A 17,693-nucleotide genomic window follows, 5' to 3' on the forward strand; every position below is an offset into this window, starting at 1 on the left:
CGTTGGTCGATATCCGTTGCCGAGCAACGGATATCGGCGAATCGCTGTCGGGTGACGGCGTGTCGGTTAGTCTCTCAGGCGTTATCTGTGGTCTGCCGCTTTCGGGCGGTGCGGTGAGGAAGTGGGGGCCGGTTGCTCAGCTGGCCGGTTGGCTCGGGTGCGTTGATACCCGATAACAGGAAGATCACCCGTGGTTGAGTGGTCGAAGCTTCCTGGTCTGCCTGTGAGAAAACCTGATTCGCACATTTTCGGCTTGTTCAGCCGCGGTCTGCGCGGACGGGTCAGTGTGCGCGTACGGCTGCTCGGGATCGTGCTGATCTCGAGTATCACTCTGCTCGCCATCGGTGTGGGCGCGTCGTCGTATCTGGTGCGGTCCGGTCGCGATGCCCGGAACTGGGCCGAATTGGCCGGTAGCACGACCACTCCGGCGGCCGCGATCATGCAGACCTTCGGCGAGGAACGCCGGCTGTCGATGCTGCAGATCGCGGGAGATCCGGCCGCCGCGGGACAACTGCCGGAGGCGCGGGAGCGTTCGGACGCCGCGCTGGCCGCGCTCACCGCCAAGGGTGACCAGGCGCAGAAGATGAATCCGAACAACTCCGGAGCCGATATCGCGGCCTATGGGCAGTTGCTGGCGCAGTTGCCGAAGGTCCGGCAGGGCGTCGATTCGGGCCAGGCGCCGCCGGAGCAGGTCTTCGGCCTGTTCTCCACCTTCGCCGCGGCGATCATCGATGCCTCGATGCTGGCCGCCCGGGTGGCGCCGGATGCGGGTATCGCGGTCCAGCTGGGTTACGCGGTGGAGGCGCTGCGCGGTGAGGAGGCTCTGTCTCGAGCCTTGACCATCGGTGAATTATCGCTGCTCACAGGACATGCCACGCCCGCGCAGCGAGTGCAGTTCACCGACCTGCTGGGCGAGTATCGCGGTCACATCCGTTATGCGCAATCGGTGCTGCGGGGCGTGCGCGGCGATCAGCTGCAGGCGATCGTGAACAGTCCGGCGTGGGCGCAGGTCAACCAGATGGCCGATGCGCTCGCCGCGCGCGGGCCGGAATCGGCGACCGATGACGACTCCGGCCGTTCCGCGCGGACGAGCGCGTCCCGCGGCGCGGGCACCGATACCCAGCCGCCTTTGCCGTTGACGTCGCAGGCATGGCAGGACAGCGGGAGCCAGGTGAACTCGGGACTGCTGCGCGTGTGGGAGGACAAGAGCCGCGACGCGCACGCCGAGGCACGATCCATGGGCGACCGCACCGCCATCGGATCGCTGTTCGGCGGTGGTGCGGTACTGCTGGTGTCGATCGTGGCCTTCGTCGCGGCCCTGCTGCTCGCCAACCGCTTCATCGGCCGGATGCGCCGATTGCACCGGGACACTTTGGAATTGGCCGATGAGCGGCTGCCCGACATCATGCGCCGGGTATCCGCCGGTGAGGCCGTGGACACCCCCACCGAGGTATCGCGGCTGGACTTCGGCTCCGACGAACTGGGCCAGGTCGCACAGGCCTTCAACCGGGCGCAGGTGGCGGCGGTATCGGCCGCGGTCGCGGAGTCGAACACCCGCGCCGGGATCAATACCGTGTTCCTGGATATCGCGCATCGCAGCCAGGCGCTGGTGCACCGGCAGTTGGCGCTACTGGATCAGGCCGAGCGCCGCGAGGAAGATCCCGATCAGCTCGAACTGCTCTTCCAGCTCGACCACCTGGCGACCCGCGCACGGCGCAACGCCGAGAATCTGATCATCCTCGGTGGTAAGCAGCCGGGCCGGCGCTGGCGGCAGCCGGTGCCGCTGGTCGAGGTGGTGCGGGGCGCGGTCGCGGAAAGCCTGGATTACACCAGGATCCGGATCGGCCGCATTCCGCGGGTGCGGGTCAACGGCACCGCGGTCGCCGACCTGATCCACCTGCTGGCCGAACTGATGGACAACGCCACCTCGTACTCACCGCCGCAGGCGCGGGTGGAGGTTTCCGCGGCGGTGGTCGGCCGCGGCGTGGCCATCGAGGTCGTCGATCAGGGCCTGGGCATGGCCGCCGACGACCTCGATCGCCGCAACGATATGCTCGCGCACCCACCGGAGTTCAGCGTGGCGACGTTGTCCAGCGATACTCGTCTGGGCTTGTTCGTGGTCGCGAAACTCGCCAACCGCCACGGAATTTCGGTGAAACTGCGGGAGTCGCCCTACGGCGGCGTGCGGGCGGTGGTGCTGATCGGCACCCCGGTGCTCGAGACCGCCGATCCGGTCGTCGCGGAGTTCGACGACTCCGGTCCGGCCACCGGTGAATTCGCCGCCTTCGCGCCGACCCCGGTCGCCGCGCGTCAGGGGCGTGCGGAATCCGTCGCCGATCTCCGGGGCGCCGTCACGCCCGAGCCCCCCGCCCTGCCCCGGCGCAACGCCGATACCGTTGCCACACCGGATGTTCCGGCACCGATCCCGGCGGATCCCGATTCGTCCGCGCACCGCTCGGCCTGGTTCACCCCGGCGTCGGAGCAGCGATCCGACCCCGCGCCCGCGGCCGGTGTCTTCGGCGCCCCGGTCACCGCCGCGACTCAGACGCCACGCGCAGGCGGCGGACGTCCGCCGCTGCCGCGCCGCGTCCGGTCGACGGCCGCGAACGACGGTCCTGCCCCGGGCACCAACTCCGTTCGGCAACGTAGCGCCGATCAAGCACGCAACCTGATCAGCGCCGTCGAGCGGGGGACCCGGCAGGGCCGCCGACCGTCCGGCGAATCCGGTTCGCCGGCACCACAATCCGATACCAACGAAGGCGATGATGGCTACTTCCAACCGAAATGATGTCGGGTGGCTGCTCGACGACCTGGTCAAGGGCCTCACCGGAGTCCGCTACGCGGTACTGCTGTCCACCGACGGACTGCTGCTCGGCAATTCCTCGGAACTGGAAACCTCCGACGCCGAACGGTTCTGCGCCATGGCCTCGGCCCTGCACAGCCTGGCGCGCAGTGCCGGGCACCACTTCGACGCCGGTGGTGTCTGCCAGACGATGGTGGAACTCGACCGCGCGGTGCTGTTCATCACCTCCGCCGGTGACAACGCGTGCCTGGGTCTGCTGGCCGCGGAGAACGCGGACCTGGGCATGGTCGCGTACGCGATGAACCAGACCGTGCAACGAGTGGGCGCCCATCTGGCCGTCGACCGTCGCTGAGGTCCGTCCATGCCCAGCGGATATCGCCCGCACGATGAGGACGCCTGGTTCGATGACGACGCCGGACCGGTGGTGCGGCTGTACGCACTCACCCGTGGACGCGGCCGGAGTGACCGGCCCGAGCTGGACATGCTCACCCTGGTCATCGATATCGGCCGCGGCACGGCGCTGCGACGTCACGAACCGGAATATGCCTCGATCGTGGAGTTGTGCCGCACTCCGCAGTCGGTCGCGGAAGTCGCCGCGCGGCTGGGACTTCCGCTGACGGTGACGAAGGTGCTCGTCGGCGACCTGATCGACGACGGGCGCCTGGAATACCGCCAGCCGCGCCATGAGGACGCCGGTGATGTCGGTGTGCTCAAGGCGCTGCTGGACGGGATTCGCGGCCTCTGATCCGGTCAGTTCAGCCGGGCCGCGAGGCGTTTCGCGTTCATGTAGGCGATCGCCTCGATCGACACCATCGGATTGACCCCGGAGGCGGTCGGGAAACAGGAGCCGTCGGCGACGACGATGTTGTTCACATCCCAGGTGGCGCCGTCGGGATCGGTGGCGGAGAACTCGGCCGATCCGCCCATCCGCGCCGAGCCCATGATGTGCAACGCACCCATCGCGCACTGGCCGGGGCCGTATCCCGCGGCGGCACAGGCGGCGACGAACTCGGCATGCGATCCGGAGCCACCGGGTTCGTACGCCGGTCCGGCCTGCTGGCCGGAGTAGATGCGGCGGGCGCCTGCGGCCTCGAGAATCTGTGCGGCGCCGGCGATTCCAGTGTGCAGATGGTCGCGGTCGCGATCGGACAGACGATACGACACCACCGGCTCGCCCTGGCGATCCACCCGGACACTGCCGTGGTCGCGATCGCGGGTGATCACCCCGAGTGCCACCGATCTGCCCAGGTCGAGCAGGTTGCGGCGGTAGGCGGCGGCCCCGCGCCAGTTCATGAAGCCGACACCCATACCCGGATGAATCGGCCCGGTCTCGTAGATGACCCCGTAGCCGTCGCCGTCGAGGTCGCGGTGGTGCCGGCTGATCCGGGCCTGCATACCGCCTTCCCACGGCCGGATCGGATCGTCGAACACACCGAAGACGGCCGCGGCCGGATGCAGGCGCAGATAGCGCCCGATGTTCTTGTTGCCCAACCCCGATCGCCGCAGCAGCGCCGGGGTCTGGATCGCGCCGGCGGCGACCACGACGGCGCGGGCGCGGACCTCGATGGGCAGGCCCTGTGAGTCGACCGCCGAAACTCCCTCGGCACGACCGTTGTTCACGATGATGCGCCGGACATTCGCGTCCACGACGAAGCGGGCGCCGTGCGCGGCCGCATCGGCGAGCCAGGTCTTGGTCACCGACTGTTTGGCGCCGACCCGGCAGCCGTAGGGACAGCGACCACATTCGACACCGGCATCGCACGCGTCACCCACATTGCGGGGCAGGGTGTCGATATGCCAGCCCAGTGCGGTGGCGCCGCGTTCGAGGACGTCGTCGCGCGCCGACAGCGGGGAGTGGCGATCGTTGACCCCGAGCCGGGCGCAGACCGCGTCCAGGGCGGCGCCGTATTCGCCGGTGGCGAACTGCGGCACACCGAGTCCGGCCCATTCGCCGCGCACGTCCTCGGGGGTGGGCAGCGAGGTGCTCCAGTTGACCACGGTGCCGCCGCCCAGGCAGCTCCCCGCGACGAGGGTGATCTGGCCTTCCTCGGTCGCGGGTGGCCCGGGCGCGTAGAGCCGGAGCAGAGCGTCGAGCTCGCCGTTGCCGAAATCGCGGTCGTCGTAATAGCTTCCGCGTTCGAGGACGAGAACGTCGAGGCCCGCCGCGGCCAGGACCGCGGCCGCGGTGCCGCCCCCGGCGCCGGAGCCGACGACCACGACATCGCAGCTCAGCGTGGTCGGTTCGGTCGGGCGCAGCACCGACAGCGCGGGCGCGGCCGCCGCGGGCAGGGTGCCGGGCGGCCCCGGATAATCGATCGCTCGCCACATCGGATTACTGCCGCCGGGACCCGGGGTGACGTTGTAGGACAGCAGTGCGGCCTGCTTGAGAGCCTGGAACAGGGTGCGTTTCACCGCGATTCGGGAGTTGCCGAGCCGGAGCAGGGCCCGCTCGCGCTGCTCGGGAGTCAGCGCCGAGAAGTGCCGTGGGCCGTTGCCGAGCAGCAGGCCGATCCATCGCGAATCCCACAGGTCGAGCAGGGTGGTGAGCTGTTTGCGTTCGGAGGCACGGGGATTGCGGCGCAGGATCTCGAAAACCGTATCCACGGAGCCGAGTTCGGTGGCCGAGGGCAGCTCGGCGCCGTCGCCCGGTGTGAACGTATCGCAGATCATGCCCAGAGCCGCGCGCTGCCGTGCTGTCGGTTCCATTCGACTTCACCCTTTCGCCGAGGTCGGGTGAGTTTTATCACGTGCCGCGAATCGCCGCTCACTTATTCGGCCATAGCCGCCGATTTACCCATTTGGGAGGCGAAATTGCGAGTAACATACTACTCCGCTGGGATCCGGGTGCCGAGCTGTCCGGGCGTCACCTGTTCGATCAGCGCCCACGCCCGCGCCACCGGGATGTCGACGATGCTGTATTTCTTCTTGCCCGCGGGACTCGCGGCGACGAGGGTGGCCAAACCCGCCCGGCGCTGAAACCAGGTGCGGCGCACGGTCCATCCGATCACCCCCGGCGCCTCGAGGCAGTCGCGGTCGCGTTCCAGCGCGCCGCGGCGGGTGATCAGCCACACCGGTCGCGCACCGTCGGATGCGATCACGGCGTGGCCCAGGCCCCGATAGCGCTCCTGCGCCAGCGCTATCGAACCGAGCACCAGGACCGCGACAACGATCCACGCCCACGCCGGAACTCGATGACCCGCGAGCATGATCGCGGCCAGGGCGGCGAGTGCGATCCACACCGGCACGAAGGCCCGGGTGTAGCGCCGCCGCAGTGCCCGCGGGCCGTGCTGTTCGAGGGGGACCGAGATCGGTGCGGTCGCCGTCGCGATGTCGTCCCACAGGGGTTGCGGCAGTGTGGGATCGGCCGCGTTCCCGGACCGCCCGGGTGGGCGGGAAGGGCTGGTGAGCAGCTGGGCCAGGGTGTGATCGACGGCCGCGCGCGGGGCTTGGGGCAGTAGTTTCTGCCGGGCGCCGGTGCCGGTCATGATGGCCTCGAGTTCCGCACCGCCGGCCAGGCGCAACAGCAACGGCTCCTGCACCGTCGCGCCGCGCAGCCGGGACAGGTCGAGGGTGGTCTGCCGGGTGGTGAACAGGCCGCTGCGGATATGCAGCGCCGTGCCGTCGTCGACCACCCGAAGCCCGAAATATGTGGCCAGATAGTGAATACAGGCGGCGACGGCGGCGACCACGAGCAACGCGGCCACCGCCGCCGCCACGGCCAGCACGATGAAGACGGTGCTGTGCTTGCTCAAGCCCCGGACCGCTTCCGAGCGCACCAGCACATCCGCCACGCCCACCTTGGCGGCCAAGCCGATCACCGGTCCGACGATCGCCAGTCCGGTCAGCGACAGCGGGGCGTAGCGCACCCACTGGGGGCGCCACCGGCCGATCTCGGTACCGGCGTCGGGGAGATCGTCGCCGCGGCGCAGCGCGCGCCGCAGGGCCGCTCGCCCGCCGCCCGGTTCGCGCCGGCCGGACAGCTTCGGATCGTCGGCTCGAGGTGGCTCGGGGCCGGCAGTCGCATCGTTCGTCTCCGAGCGCCCGGATCGGTTCAGCAGCAGCGCCCGCAGTTCGGGAACCTGCCGGGCGTCGACCCCGTCGAGGTGGAAACGCTCCACGCGCTCGGCGTGTTGTCCGGTCCCGATGACCAGCCGCACCAAGCCGAGCAGCCGGTGCATCACATCGGCCTGGACGTCCACCGAGCGGATTCGCGAGCGCGGCACGGTCAGCGTCCGGCGGTGCAGCAGACCGCGTCGCAACTGCACGGTATCGGGCCCGATCCGATAGGCGGTCGTGAACCAGCGGGCCAGTGCGATGACGACGATCACCCCCGCGACGACCGGACTCCACGCCGGATTGTCGCTCTGGCTGCCGACGATCACCGCGCCGAGCAGGACCGGGATGAATTTGATCAACTCGCGCACCGGGTGGACCAGCATCATCCGCTTGTCGAGCCGCCGCCAGTCGGTATCCGCTGCCGTCGCGACCGCGGCGCCGGCCGATCCGATTGTCGATCCCGGCCGGGCGCCGTCGTGCCGATCGGTATCGGGTTCGCCGCCGAACGCGGTCATGTGGCGTCCTCGCGATGCAGCGCCGCGATCTCGGTCAGACGGCTCACCGTCCGTTCCGCGACATCGAGGTCGAGCGCCACGATTCGCACCGCGCCCGCCGACGAGGCCGTCGTGACCGTGACCGTGGCCAGGCCGAACAGTTGCTCGAGCGGACCGCGGTGGGTATCGACGGTCTGCACCCGGGTGATCGGCGCGACCCGGCACTCCTGGGTGAACCAGCCGGTCCGGGTGTAGACCGCGGTCTCGGTGATCTCCCACCGATGAACGGCGTAGCGCCACAGCGGCACGACCAGCGCACTGAAGACGCCCAGCAGCGCGGCCCCGGCGACGACGGCCCCGGCCCAGAGCCGGTGCCGGTCGTCGACCAGCAGCCAGATCAGTCCGCCCACCAGCACGAAAGACCAGAAGACGGCGGGTCCGGTCGCCCACAGCAGAGGTGCCCGCGGACTGGCCCGCCAGGCCGGCGCTGCCATGATCGTGCGCGACGGCGAGGAATCCAGCGGCCGGATCATGTCGCCATGGTGGCACGAATTCCGGAAACTGAGTCGCCACCGCAGGAATAACCCGCGACGGGCGCCGGGTTGACTCACGTCACAGGGCACCGAAGGGAGAACACTCGGATGGTTGGCGCATGATCGACGGCGTGACAGAGCAACCGAACACCGGTCTACCGACCCCTGGTGTACCGCCCGCCCCACCGACGCCCTCGGCCATGCGCCGGGCGCTGCGGCGCGCGCGCGACGGGGCGACGCTCAATCTCGACGAGGCAGTAGTCCTCCTGCACGCGCGGGGCGACGATCTGGTGGATCTGTGCACGTCGGCGACGCGAGTGCGGGATGCCGGTCTGCGGGAGTCGAACACCGACGGGCCGTTGCCCATCACCTATTCGCGCAAGGTGTTCATCCCGCTGACCCGCCTGTGTCGCGACAAATGTCACTACTGCACATTCGTGACGGTGCCGGGCAAGCTGCGCGCCGAGGGCAAGGGGATGTATCTGGAACCCGACGAGGTTCTCGACATCGCCCGGCGCGGCGCCGAATTGGGCTGTAAGGAAGCACTTTTCACACTGGGGGACCGCCCCGAGGAGCGTTGGCCGGAAGCCCGGCAGTGGCTCGACGAGCGCGGCTACGACTCCACCCTGGACTATGTGCGGGCCATGTCGATCCGGGTGCTCGAGGAGACCGGGCTGCTCCCGCATCTGAATCCGGGCGTGATGAGCTGGGCGGAACTGTCGCGGCTCAAGCCGGTCGCCCCCTCGATGGGCATGATGCTCGAAACCACCTCCGAGCGCCTGTTCACCGAACGTGGTCAGGCCCACTACGGCAGTCCGGACAAGGATCCGCAGGTCCGCCTGCGGGCGCTGACCGATGCCGGGCGGCTGAGCATCCCGTTCACCACGGGCATTCTCGTCGGTATCGGGGAGACCTACGCCGAGCGTGTCGATTCCATCCTGGCGATCCGCCGCTCGCACAAGGCATTCGGTCACGTCCAGGAGGTGATCGTGCAGAACTTCCTGGCCAAGGCCGATACCGCCATGCGCGACACTCCCGATGCCGACCTGGCCGAGTTCCGCGCCACCATCGCCGTCACCCGGCTGCTGCTGGGGCCCAAGATGCGTATTCAGGCGCCGCCGAATCTGGTGTCGCTCGAGGAGTGCCGGGCACTGATCGACGCCGGTATCGACGATTGGGGCGGGGTGTCACCGCTGACGCCCGACCATGTGAATCCGGAACGGCCCTGGCCGAATCTGGAAGTCCTCGCCGAGGTCACGGCGCAAGCCGGCTACGTGCTGACCGAGCGACTGACCGCACATCCCAAATACGTGCTCGCGGGCAACCCGTGGATCGATCCGCGGGTGCAGGGCCATGTCGCCGCACTGGCCGATCCGCGCACCGGCCTGGCGCGGGAGGTGAATCCGGTCGGCCGTCCCTGGCAGGAGCCCGATCAGTCCTGGGAGTCGCTGGGCCGCACCGATCTCAACACCTCCATCGACACCGAGGGGCGCAATACCGAAGCTCGCAGTGACGCCGCGCTGGAAGGTGACGGCCTGGGTGCCTTCGGCGACTGGGAAACCGTTCGCGAACAAGTACTCTCGCTGTCCGCGCCGGTGAAGCTCGATACCGATGTGCTGGGTGCGCTGCGGGCGGCGGAGAAAGACCCCGCGGGGCTCACCGACGCCGAATATCTGGCGCTGGCGACTGCCGACGGGCCCGAACTCGACGCGATCGCGGCACTGGCCGACCAGCTGCGCCGCGACACCGTCGGTGACGATGTCACCTACGTGGTGAACCGCAATATCAACTTCACCAACATCTGCTACACCGGCTGCCGGTTCTGTGCCTTCGCCCAGCGCAAGGGCGATGCGGACGCCTTCACCCTCTCCGCGGACGAGGTCGCCGAACGGGCCTGGGAAGCGCATGTCGAGGGCGCCACCGAAGTGTGTATGCAGGGCGGTATCGATCCGGATCTGCCCGTCACCGGCTATGCCGATCTGGTGCGCGCGGTGAAGAAGCGGGTGCCGTCGATGCATGTGCACGCCTTCAGCCCGATGGAGATCGTCAACGGCGCCTCGCGCGGTGGCCAGAGCATCCACGACTGGCTGACCGCGCTGAAAGAGGCCGGACTGGACACGATTCCGGGTACGGCCGCGGAGATCCTGGACGACGAGGTGCGCTGGGTGCTCACCAAGGGCAAGCTGCCCACCTCGGCGTGGATCGAGGTGATCACCACCGCGCACAAGGTGGGCCTGCCGTCCAGTTCCACCATGATGTACGGCCACGTCGACAACCCCAAGCACTGGGTGGGGCACCTGCGGGTACTGCGCGGCATCCAGGACGAGACCGGTGGTTTCACCGAATTCGTGCTGCTGCCGTTCGTCCATCAGAGCGCTCCGCTGTATCTGGCGGGCGCTTCCCGGCCGGGGCCGACGATTCGCGACAATCGTGCCGCGCACGCGCTGGCGCGGATCATGCTGCACGGGCGGATCGCCAATATCCAGACCAGCTGGGTGAAACTGGGTGTGACCGGTACCCAGGTGATGCTCAATGGCGGCGCCAACGACCTCGGCGGTACGTTGATGGAGGAGACCATCTCCCGGATGGCCGGCTCCGAACACGGCTCGGCGAAGACGGTGGCGGAATTGGTCGAGATCGGCGAGGGGATCGGCCGTCCGGTGCGCGAGCGCACCACCACCTACGGCGTGCCGCGGCACCGGGTGTCGGCGCTACCGTTGTCGGTCGGCTGAGCGGGCCGGGCGGGCACCGTTGCCGCCGACAAGTTAGGCAAGGCTGACCAGTTGTCATGTGAGTCGCCGGGATACTGTTGCGCGGGCGGAAGTGTCCCGCAGGCAAGGACAGACTAGGAGAGCGGCAGTGCCGTACATCATCGCTGAACCGTGCGTTGACGTGAAGGACAAGGCGTGCATCGAGGAATGCCCCGTGGACTGCATCTACGAGGGCAACCGCATGCTGTACATCCAACCCGACGAGTGCGTGGACTGTGGTGCATGTGAGCCGGTCTGTCCGGTGGAAGCGATCTTCTACGAAGACGACACGCCGGACCAGTGGAGCGGGTACATCAACGCGAACGTCGACTTCTTCGACGACCTCGGCTCGCCGGGAGGCGCGACCAAGGTCGGTAAGACCGACTACGACGTACCGTTCATCGCCGCCCTGCCGCCGATGGCAGCCGAGTAGGTAGCGCCTCGGTGATCCGCGATCGCGTGCGGGTCAGCAGTCTGCTGCCCGACTTTCCCTGGGACACCATCGCCGCGGCCAAGGCGCGCGCCGCCGAACACCCCGACGGCATCGTCGATCTGTCGGTGGGCACTCCCGTCGATCCGGTCGATCCGCTGATTCGGAGCGCGCTCGCCTCGGTCGCGGAGGTTCCCGGCTATCCGGCCACCTACGGCACGCCCGAACTGCGCGAAGCCGCGGTCGCCGCGGTGGCCCGCCGCTTCGGCATGTCGGGGATCGAGCCGGATGCCGTACTGCCCGTGATCGGTACCAAGGAACTGATCGCGGGTCTGCCGCGCCTGCTCGGACTCGGTGCGTCGGATCTGGTGGTGATTCCGGAGGTGGCGTATCCGACCTACGAGGTGGGCGCGCTGCTGTCCGGTTCGCGAATTCTGCGGGCGGACGGCATGACTCGGCTCGGGCCGGAGTCGCCGGCGCTGATCTATCTGAACTCGCCGTCGAATCCCACCGGCAAGGTGCTCGGCATCGATCACCTGCGCAAGGTGGTGGCCTTCGCCCGCGAGCGCGGAGCGATCGTCGCCTCCGACGAGTGCTATCTGGGGCTGACCTGGGATGCCGAGGCGGTGTCGATTCTCGATCCGCGGGTCTGCGACGGCGACCACACCGGCCTGCTGGCCATCCACTCACTGTCGAAGACCTCGAACTTGGCCAGTTACCGAGCCGGGTTCGTGACCGGTGACCTCGAGTTTGTGCGCGAACTGCTGGAGGTCCGCAAGCACTCCGGCATGATGGTGCCCTATCCGATTCAGGCGGCGATGACCGCCGCGCTCACCGACGATCAACACGAGGTGGTGCAGCGCGAACGCTATCGCGCGCGCCGCGAGGTGTTGCGGAAGGCGTTGGAGGAGTCGGGTTTCCGGGTCGACCACTCCGAGGCTGGACTGTATCTGTGGTCGACGCGAGGCGAGAACTGCCGCACGACCCTGGACTGGCTGGCCGAGCGCGGTATCCTCGCGGCCCCCGGCGATTTCTACGGTCCCACCGGCACCGAACACGTGCGCATCGCGCTGACCGCCACCGATGAGCGCATCGCCGCCGCGGCGGTCCGCCTGTCCGCTTGATCGGCCACCGGGATCGCTCGGTTCCGTCCTCGTTTGCCGGTCCGGGCAACCGATCGGCATCGGTGGTGGCGCGACGCGCGAGACGCTGGCGGGTTTGACGGAGCATCGGAGCGTAACCGGACTAGCCTGGGGCTATGGACGCTGTCACGGTTGTCCCGACTCCGGCTAACGAGCCGGTTCACTCGTATGCGCCGGGGAGCCGGGAACGAGAACTTCTGATCGGCAAACTTACCGAAATCTCCGGTCGGGCGGTGGATGTGCCGCTGGTCATCGGAGGTAAACATCGGCCGGGCACCGGCCGCCGCGCCGATATCGTGATGCCGCATCGGCACGCGCACGTACTCGGTACCTACACCGATGTCACCCAGGAGGAGGGTCGCGCCGCGGTCGAGGCGGCGACGGCGGCGGCGCCGGACTGGCGGGCGCTGCCGTTCGCCGAGCGCGCCGCCGTCCTGCTGCGGGCGGCCGATCTGCTGGCCGGGCCGTGGCGGGAGACGGTGGCCGCGGCGACCATGCTCGGGCAGTCGAAATCGGCGTATCAGGCCGAGATCGACGCGCCCTGCGAACTGGTCGACTTCTGGCGGTTCAATGTGGCCTTCGCCGCGGGAATCTTCGCTCAGCAGCCGGAATCGGCGGCGGGAGTGTGGAATCGGATGGACTACCGGCCACTGGAAGGGTTCGTCTACGCGATCACCCCGTTCAACTTCAGCGCGATCGCCGGTAATCTGCCCACCGCGCCCGCGCTGATGGGAAACACGGTGGTGTGGAAACCCTCTCCGACACAGACCCTGGCCGCGTACTACACGATGCGTGTGCTCGAGGAGGCCGGACTGCCGCCGGGAGTGATCAATCTGGTCACCGGCGACGGTGTCGACCTGTCGGAGGTCGCGCTGAACGATCCGCGCCTGGCGGGTATCCACTTCACCGGCTCGACCCGCACCTTCCAGCACCTGTGGCGGCAGGTGAGTGCGAATATCGATCGCTATCGCGGATATCCGCGCCTGGTGGGTGAGACCGGTGGCAAGGACTTCATCCTGGCGCACCGGTCCGCGGATCCGGATGCGTTGCGCACCGCGCTGATTCGCGGCGCTTACGAGTACCAGGGCCAGAAATGTTCGGCGGCCTCGCGCGCCTACATCCCGCGCTCGCTGTGGCGGGAGATGGGCGACGATTTCCTCACCCAGGTCGACGAGCTGAGCTACGGCGATATCGCGGATCTGACGAATTTCGGTGGGGCCGTGATCGATCGGCGCTCCTACGACAAGAATGTCGCGGCCGTGGAGCGCGCCCGCGCCGCTGGACTCGGCATTCCGGCCGGTGGGACCTACGACGACGGTGAGGGCTGGTTCGTCCGCCCTACGGTGCTGCTGGCGGATACCCCGCGCGACGAGGCGTTCACCACCGAGTACTTCGGCCCCATCCTGTCGGTCTACGTCTATGCCGACGATGCCCCGGACGCGTTCGATTCGATGCTGGCGGAAGTCGATACGGCGGCGCCCTATGCCCTGACCGGTGCGGTGTTCGCCCGCGACCGGGTCGCGATCGACCGGGCCGCGACCGCACTGCGCTACACGGCGGGCAATTTCTACATCAACGACAAGCCCACCGGGGCGGTGGTCGGCCAGCAGCCCTTCGGCGGCGCGCGGGCATCGGGGACCGACGACAAGGCCGGTTCGTATCTGAATCTGCTGCGCTGGGTGGCACCCCGCGCCCTGAAGGAAACCTTCGTTCCGCCCACGGATTTCCGGTATCCGCATATGGATCCCGAATGACCGGCGCCTCCGCCCCGGGGCGCGGGAGCCGGCCGTGAACCCCTTGCGGCCGGCCATTCTGGCGGCCGCGGGATCGACCCGGATGAAGCGGGCCGTCACCGGATTCCCGGTCACCGCGGAGGTGGTGCACCGGTTCGTGGCGGGGGAGACGCGCGCCGACCTCGCGCCGGTGGTCGGCGAACTGCTGGCCAGCGGGCGAATGGTCAGCGTGGACTTTCTCGGCGAGTACACCACCGAACGGTTCATGGCCGACGACGCGGTGGCCGAATACCTGGCGTTGATCGACGATCTGGCGCGCCGCCGGACCGAAGCGGCGGTCCGGCCGGGCGCCGGTGTGGTGGCGTCGGTCGAGGTTTCGGTGAAGCTGTCCGCGCTGGGCCAGTCACTGGGGGCGGCGGGACCGGAGATCGCGGCCGAGAATCTGCGGACCCTGTGTGCGCGTGCCGAACAGGCCGGAGTATGGATCACCGTCGACGCGGAGGATCACACCACCACCGAGGGCACCGAATCGACGGTGCGGCGTATTCGCCGGGACCATCCCTGGCTGGCGGTGGCCACTCAGACCTATCTGCGCCGAGCCGAACAGCGGTGCCGCGCCGCCGCTGCCGAGGGTGCGCGAATCCGGTTGTGCAAGGGCGCCTATCGCGAGCCCGACAGCGTCGCCTTTCAGCGGTCCGCCGAGGTCGACGAATCCTACCTGCGCTGTCTCGAGGCGCTGATGGGTGGCGCGGGCTATCCGATGGTCGCCACCCACGATCCGGTGATGATCGCCGCCGCCCAGCACATGGCCGCCGAGCACGGCCGCGAGCCGGGAGATTTCGAATTCCAGATGCTGTACGGCATTCGGATTCTCGAACAGCGGCGCCTCACCGAGGCCGGGCACGCGGTCCGCGTCTACGTGCCCTACGGCACCCAGTGGTACGGCTATCTGATGCGCCGGTTGGCCGAACGTCCGGCCAACCTCGGCTTCTTTTTGCGCGCGCTGGCCGAGCGGCGCTGAATTCGATCGGGCGTCAGACCAGTGGTCGCCCGAAGCGGCGGCGCAATCGCATGTCGGCGAGATAGAAGTTGAACGGGAACACCCGGATCACCGTGGGCATCCGGGTCCACACCGCCGAGATCGAGCGCAGGATGAGGCGGAACCGGCGTTCGTCGCGCGCGGTCCACCGCATCCCCATCTGATCGCGCAGGTGCTGCGGCAGGAGGGCGGTGACGGTGAACCGGTGGAAACGCGCGGACAGCAGTCGAATCAACCGCGGCTGCATCTTCAGATCGATCAGATCGTTGAAGTAGCGCCGTACCGGCTCGTCGATGGTCTTGGTCGCGAGGTTCTCCTCCCAGTACGCGTAGAACGCGTCCCGGTCGGCCGGCCACATCTCGGGCCGCATCTGCAGGGTGGTGCCGAGCCGGGCGCTGTAGCGGTAGAACCGTTCGGCGAATTCGGGGTCCATCGGCCCGCGCATGCGGTGGTAGAGGTCGTCCACGCCCCAGTACAGGCACGCGGCCACCCACAGCTGCAGCTTCGGATCGAAGGCGTTGTACTTGACCGGGCTGTCCGGTCCGGAATGCACCGGCCGGTGTGACGCGTTGACCGCTTCCCGATAGGTCTCCCGGTCCTTCTCGGTACCCATCCACGCGACGGCCAGATAGGTGAGCGTGGTGCGCAGCCGCTTGAGCGGGTGCAGCGTCACCTTGCCGCTGTCGACCGTGCTCTCCAGGACGCCGTAACCGACCGGCGGGTGGCTGAGCTGCATGATCACATTCGCGGCGCCGCCGAGGAAGGCGGCCACGCCGTCGATGTGCTCGCGGACGGTCTCGGGGGTCAGATCGTCGCCCGGAATCTCGGGCTCGTAGCCGGTCGCGGGCAGGGGGGCGGTCATCGTCGACTCGTCTCCTGTTCCTTCCCGCCGGAACGGCGAGAGAAAGTGTGAGAAGCTTTCTTACGAACCTTCTCATTCGTGTGGCATCATGTCAATCGAGGGCCGCGTGGCCCTGTGGGAAGATGAGCGTGCCGATCCGTCGGCGCGATGGCGAGACACCTGGGCGAACGAGAGAGGGATGGCCATGAGCGAATCGACCGAACTCTCGGCGCGATTGCTGCCGTTGGTCCGTGGTGCGGGGCCGGAGGATCGCAATCAGACCACCGTGCTCGATGCCGCGCTGCTCGCATTTCTGGACTTCGGGATCAAGCGCACCAGCATGGTCGAGGTGGCTCGGCGAGGGCGGTTGTCGCTGGCGACGCTGTATCGGCGCTTCGCCGGAAAGTCCGATCTGATCCAGGCCGTCGGGCTCTGGCAGGCGCGGCAGTTCGTCGAGCAGGTCGACGCCGCGGTCCAGCGCCAGATCGATCGCGACGCCAGCGCCGAGGATCAGATCGTCGAACTGTTCATGGCCTTCCTGGACGGCCTGCGTGGGAACAAACTGCTCGACCGGCTGCTCACCACCGAGCCGGAGATCGTGCTGCCCTATCTCACCGTGCGGGGCGCGCCGGTGATCGAGCTCGGGCGTGACTACGTGGCCGAGTTCATCACCCGACTGCAGTCGGAAGGCAAACTGCCACACTACGATCCGTTGCCGCTGGCGGAAATGGTGGCCCGTAACGCGCTGTCGATGGCGCTGACGCCGCAGACCCTGATCCCGGTCGACGACGACGCCGCCGGTCGCGCCTTCGCTCGCGACCACGTGGTTCCGGGGTTCCGTGTTCCCTGAATCGGGGCGTGGGGTCCGCTTCGGCCGGTACTACACGAGACGCAGGCCGAGCCGCCGGCGGATGCGCATGTCCCAGAGGTAGGCATTCACCGGGAACATCTTGAGCTGCTTGGGAACTCGTCGTTCCATCGCGCCGACGGCGAGCAGGAGCCGGGCCAGGCGCTCATCGTCGGTATCGTTCCAGGGCATATCCATCTGGGCGCGCAGGTTCGGCGGCAGCATGCCCGCGACCATCCAGCGATGCAAGCGGCCGAATGTCGAGGAAATCGGCCGCGGGAACATCTTCAGATCCACCAGATCGTCGAAATAGGCGCGGATCGGCGGATCGATGTGCGCGGTGGCCAGTTGCTCGGACCAGTAGCGGTCGAAGGCCGCCCGATCCGGCGGCCACATCGCCGGTGGCATCTGCAGGGTGGTGCCGAAGCGGGCGGCATGCCGGTAGAAGGCCTCGGCCTGGTCCTCGGGCATCGGCCCGTGCATCCGTTCGTAGAGATCGCGTGAACCCCAGTACAGGCACGCGGCCACCCAGAGTTGCAGCCGGGGATCGAAGGCGTTGTAGCGGACCGGGCTCCGCGCCGACGAGCGCACCGCGCGATGCTGCCGGTTGACCGCGGCGCGATAGGCCGCTCGCTCGTCCTCGCTGCCCAGCATGGCCACCGCCAGGTAGGTGAGCGTGGTGCGGGTGCGTTTGACCGGATGCAGCATGACCTTGCCGCTGTCCACGGTGCTCTCCACGACGCCGTAGCCCACCGGTGCCAGCGACAACTGCATGATGACATTGGCCGTGGCGCCGAAGAAGGCCGCCGACCCGTCCAGATGTGCGGCGACATCGTATTCGGCGTCCGGTCCGGACGCGCTGCGAAATGATGCGGTCATCGTCGACCCCCAGCTCGCCTGAGAAAGCTATGCTTCGACAGTCTCACCATCTCATACCGCTGTCAACGGGCGGCCGGTGACGGAGACGAATTCGCAATGCCGCCGCACCGACCGGCCGGGTGCGCACCGGATTGATAGGTTGATGC

The 17,693-nt window shown here is 68.3% G+C and carries 14 protein-coding genes; 9 read left to right on the forward strand and 5 right to left on the reverse strand.

Going from position 1 to position 17,693, the window contains the following annotated elements:
• Window positions 1-253 precede the first annotated feature (253 nt).
• Genes LKD76_RS06915 through LKD76_RS06925 form a run of 3 tightly spaced genes read left to right on the forward strand, consistent with a single transcriptional unit; the run spans window position 254 to window position 3,548 of the window.
• Complete coding sequence (locus LKD76_RS06915; protein WP_227980152.1) at window positions 254-2,788, forward strand: sensor histidine kinase; 2,535 nt, start codon at window positions 254-256, stop codon at window positions 2,786-2,788.
• Window positions 2,766-3,155: a roadblock/LC7 domain-containing protein gene (locus LKD76_RS06920; protein WP_227980154.1), complete on the forward strand. Its 390-nt coding sequence runs from the start codon at window positions 2,766-2,768 to the stop codon at window positions 3,153-3,155. The genes LKD76_RS06915 and LKD76_RS06920 overlap by 23 nt, the downstream gene beginning before the upstream one ends.
• Window positions 3,156-3,164: 9 nt before the next feature.
• On the forward strand, window positions 3,165-3,548 hold the full coding sequence (locus tag LKD76_RS06925; RefSeq protein WP_227980155.1) for a DUF742 domain-containing protein: 384 nt from the start codon (window positions 3,165-3,167) through the stop codon (window positions 3,546-3,548).
• A gap of 5 nt (window positions 3,549-3,553) precedes the next feature.
• On the opposite strand, the gene LKD76_RS06930 is transcribed toward LKD76_RS06925, so the two are convergent.
• The 3 genes from LKD76_RS06930 to LKD76_RS06940 all read right to left on the reverse strand — a co-directional run bounded on the left by LKD76_RS06930 (window position 3,554) and on the right by LKD76_RS06940 (window position 7,886).
• Entirely contained in the window at window positions 3,554-5,509 is a 1,956-nt protein-coding gene (locus LKD76_RS06930) for a GMC family oxidoreductase N-terminal domain-containing protein (protein ID WP_227980156.1), read from the reverse strand.
• A 119-nt stretch (window positions 5,510-5,628) separates the two neighbouring features.
• On the reverse strand, window positions 5,629-7,374 hold the full coding sequence (locus LKD76_RS06935) for a PH domain-containing protein (RefSeq protein WP_227980157.1): 1,746 nt from the start codon (window positions 7,372-7,374) through the stop codon (window positions 5,629-5,631).
• A complete protein-coding gene (locus LKD76_RS06940) occupies window positions 7,371-7,886 on the reverse strand; it encodes a PH domain-containing protein (protein WP_227980158.1) in 516 nt (171 codons plus the stop codon). Before LKD76_RS06940 ends, LKD76_RS06935 begins: the two co-directional genes overlap by 4 nt.
• Window positions 7,887-8,005: 119 nt before the next feature.
• On the opposite strand from LKD76_RS06940, the gene LKD76_RS06945 reads away from it, so the two are divergent.
• From LKD76_RS06945 to LKD76_RS06965, 5 genes are all read left to right on the forward strand, one after another.
• Entirely contained in the window at window positions 8,006-10,618 is a 2,613-nt protein-coding gene (locus tag LKD76_RS06945; protein ID WP_227980159.1) for a bifunctional FO biosynthesis protein CofGH, read from the forward strand.
• Window positions 10,619-10,745: 127 nt separating this feature from the next.
• Window positions 10,746-11,069 (forward strand): ferredoxin, encoded by a 324-nt coding sequence (gene fdxA / locus LKD76_RS06950; protein ID WP_227980162.1) that lies wholly within the window; start codon window positions 10,746-10,748, stop codon window positions 11,067-11,069.
• Window positions 11,070-11,083: 14 nt separating this feature from the next.
• A complete protein-coding gene (dapC, locus tag LKD76_RS06955) occupies window positions 11,084-12,190 on the forward strand; it encodes a succinyldiaminopimelate transaminase (RefSeq protein ID WP_308188612.1) in 1,107 nt (368 codons plus the stop codon).
• Window positions 12,191-12,324: 134 nt separating this feature from the next.
• Window positions 12,325-13,962: an L-glutamate gamma-semialdehyde dehydrogenase gene (gene pruA / locus LKD76_RS06960; protein WP_227980164.1), complete on the forward strand. Its 1,638-nt coding sequence runs from the start codon at window positions 12,325-12,327 to the stop codon at window positions 13,960-13,962.
• An 82-nt stretch (window positions 13,963-14,044) separates the two neighbouring features.
• Window positions 14,045-14,962 carry a proline dehydrogenase family protein gene (locus tag LKD76_RS06965; RefSeq protein ID WP_227985127.1) on the forward strand — a complete coding sequence of 306 codons (918 nt, stop codon included), beginning with the start codon at window positions 14,045-14,047 and terminating at the stop codon, window positions 14,960-14,962.
• Window positions 14,963-14,975: 13 nt separating this feature from the next.
• On the opposite strand, the gene LKD76_RS06970 is transcribed toward LKD76_RS06965, so the two are convergent.
• Complete coding sequence (locus LKD76_RS06970) at window positions 14,976-15,842, reverse strand: oxygenase MpaB family protein (protein WP_227980166.1); 867 nt, start codon at window positions 15,840-15,842, stop codon at window positions 14,976-14,978.
• A gap of 184 nt (window positions 15,843-16,026) precedes the next feature.
• On the opposite strand from LKD76_RS06970, the gene LKD76_RS06975 reads away from it, so the two are divergent.
• The gene (locus tag LKD76_RS06975; protein ID WP_227980168.1) at window positions 16,027-16,671 is read left to right on the forward strand and encodes a TetR/AcrR family transcriptional regulator; all 645 of its coding nucleotides are present in this window, start codon (window positions 16,027-16,029) and stop codon (window positions 16,669-16,671) included.
• 30 nt (window positions 16,672-16,701) lie between these two features.
• On the opposite strand, the gene LKD76_RS06980 is transcribed toward LKD76_RS06975, so the two are convergent.
• Window positions 16,702-17,547: an oxygenase MpaB family protein gene (locus LKD76_RS06980; protein WP_227980169.1), complete on the reverse strand. Its 846-nt coding sequence runs from the start codon at window positions 17,545-17,547 to the stop codon at window positions 16,702-16,704.
• Window positions 17,548-17,693 lie beyond the last annotated feature (146 nt).

Origin of the sequence: Nocardia spumae, from assembly GCF_020733635.1 — a bacterium.
Classification (GTDB): Bacteria; Actinomycetota; Actinomycetes; order Mycobacteriales; family Mycobacteriaceae; genus Nocardia; species Nocardia spumae.